Consider the following 2,428-nt stretch of genomic DNA (forward strand, 5'->3'; position numbering starts at 1 on the left):
GACGCGGGCGACGCGACGGCGGTACGGGTGTGGCTGGACGCGGTCGACGCGCTCGCCGCCGGGCTGGTCACCGCGCTGACCCTGCTCGACCCGCGCACGCTCATCATCGGCGGCGGGCTGGCGGAGGCCGGGGAGACGCTGTTCGCGCCGCTGCGGGACGCGGTGGAGCGGCGCGTGACGTTCCAGAAGGTCCCCGAGATCGTGCCGGCGGCCCTCGGGGACACCGCGGGCTGCCTGGGCGCCGGGCTGCTCGCATGGGACCTGCTGGCGGGTTCCGGCGGCGGGAAGGACGCCAAGGCAGGCACAGACACGGGCTCCGGCGCTGGCGCCGGCACTGATCATTCCGACGGCTCCGGCCGATCCGACCGTCTCTCCACGGAGGTATCCGCCTGATGGCCGCACGCGCCAAGAGCACCGTTCTGACCGGGGGCAGAGTGGTGCTGCCCACCGGCACCGTGGACGGCGGCCGGGTGATCGTCGAGGGCGGCCGGATCACCGGCGCCGCCCCCGCCGACGCCGTATCGCTGGATCTGTCGGGCCACTGGGTCGTGCCGGGCTTCGTGGACATGCACAACCACGGCGGCGGCGGTGCCTCGTTCACCTCCGGTTCCGTGGACGAGGTCCTCAAGGGTGTCCGTACGCACCTGGAGCACGGCACCACGACCCTCGTCGCCTCCCTCGTGACGGGCGAGGCGGACTTCCTCGCCCAGCGCGCCGGGATCCTCTCCGAGCTGGTCGAACAGGGCGATCTGGCCGGGATCCACTTCGAGGGCCCGTTCATCTCGCCCTGCCGCAAGGGCGCGCACAGCGAGGAGCTGCTGCGCGACCCCGACCCGGCCGAGGTACGGAAGCTGGTCGACGCGGGGCGCGGCACGGTCAGGATGGTGACGCTCGCGACCGAACTGCCGGGCGGCATCGACTCCGTACGGCTGCTGGCCGAGCTGGGCGTCATCGCCGCGATCGGGCACACGGACGCGACGTACGAGCAGACCGTCGAGGCCATCGACGCGGGCGCGACCGTGGCCACGCACCTCTTCAACGCCATGCCGCCGATCGGCCACCGGGCGCCGGGGCCGATCGCCGCGCTGCTGGAGGACGAGCGGGTCACCGTCGAGCTGATCAACGACGGGACCCACCTGCACCCGGCCGCGCTGGAGCTGGCGTTCCACCGCGCGGGCGCGCGCCGCGTCGCCTTCATCACGGACGCGATGGACGCGGCGGGCTTTGGCGACGGGCTGTACCAGCTCGGCCCGCTGGCCGTGGAGGTCAAGGAGGGTGTCGCGCGGCTGGTGGAGGGCGGTTCGATCGCCGGGTCCACGCTGACCCTGGACACCGCCTTCAGGCGGGCCGTGACGGTGGACCGGCTGCCGGTCGGGGACGTCGTGCGGGCGATCTCCGCCAACCCGGCGAAGCTGCTGGGTGTGTACGACCGGGTCGGCTCGCTGGAGCCGGGCAAGGACGCGGACCTGGTCGTCCTGGACGCGGAATTCTCGGTCAAGGGCGTGTTGCGCCGAGGCGAATGGGTGGTCGAGCCGCCCCAACTGGGATGATTCAGCCATAAGTCGATACATCGTTACGAACGCGTCGTCACGTGTCATCAGGGAGGCGGTCGGCCCGGGGTCTGGGCCTGCCGCCTTCTTTTTGACATGATCACCCCGGTAATCGACCGGACAGGCGCGTTCTCGGGGGGTATGACAGGTGATTCTGACCGTCACGCTCAACACCGCGCTCGACATCACGTACCGCACGCCCCGGCTGGTCCCGCACGCCACGCACCGCGTGAGCGAGGTGATCGAGCGGCCGGGCGGCAAGGGCCTGAACGTGGCGCGGGTGCTGGCGGCGCTCGGCCACGAGACGGTGGTGACCGGGTTCGCGGGCGGCAGGACGGGCGACGTCCTGCGCGAGCTGCTGCCGAACGCTCCCGACCCCCGCGGGTCCTCCGCGTCCGGGTTCGTGTCCGTGGACACGCCCGGGTCCTTCGCCCCGCCCGTGGACGCGCTGGTGCCGATCGCCGGTGCCACCCGCCGTACCGTCGCGGTCGTCGACGAGACGACCGGCGACACCACCCAGCTCAACGAACCGGGACCGGTCGTCTCGCCCGCCGAGTGGGCCGCCTTCCTGGCCCGGTACGAGGAGCTGCTCGCCGTCGCGGACGCGGTGGCCCTGTGCGGCAGCCTGCCGCCCGGCATCCACGTGGGCGCGTACGCCGACCTGGTGCGCGCGGCGCGGGGCGCGGGTGTGCCCGTCCTCCTCGACACCAGCGGCGAACCGCTCCGGCGGGGCATCGCCGCCCGCCCCGACCTGGTGAAGCCCAACGCCGACGAACTCGCCCGCCTCACCGGCTCCCGTGAGCCGCTGCGCGCCACCCGCGACGCCCGGCGCCGGGGCGCCCACGCGGTGGTGGCGTCCCTCGGCCCGGACGGCGTGC

Annotated in this window: 3 protein-coding genes; all 3 read left to right on the forward strand. The window is 73.5% G+C overall.

Features of this window, described 5'->3' with window-relative positions; genetic code table 11:
• Positions 1-393, forward strand: a 393-nt coding sequence (locus GT042_RS35510; protein WP_237531525.1) for an ROK family protein, incomplete at its 5' end; no start/stop codon positions are given.
• Positions 393-1,550, forward strand: coding sequence for an N-acetylglucosamine-6-phosphate deacetylase (gene nagA, locus GT042_RS35515; RefSeq protein WP_161312804.1), 1,158 nt, complete (start codon positions 393-395; stop codon positions 1,548-1,550). The genes GT042_RS35510 and nagA, both read left to right, overlap by 1 nt.
• A 148-nt stretch (positions 1,551-1,698) precedes the next feature.
• The coding region (locus tag GT042_RS35520) for a PfkB family carbohydrate kinase (protein WP_161312805.1) at positions 1,699-2,428 on the forward strand (730 nt) is incomplete at its 3' end.

This window comes from Streptomyces sp. SID3212 (genome assembly GCF_009865405.1).
GTDB lineage: Bacteria > Actinomycetota > Actinomycetes > Streptomycetales > Streptomycetaceae > Streptomyces.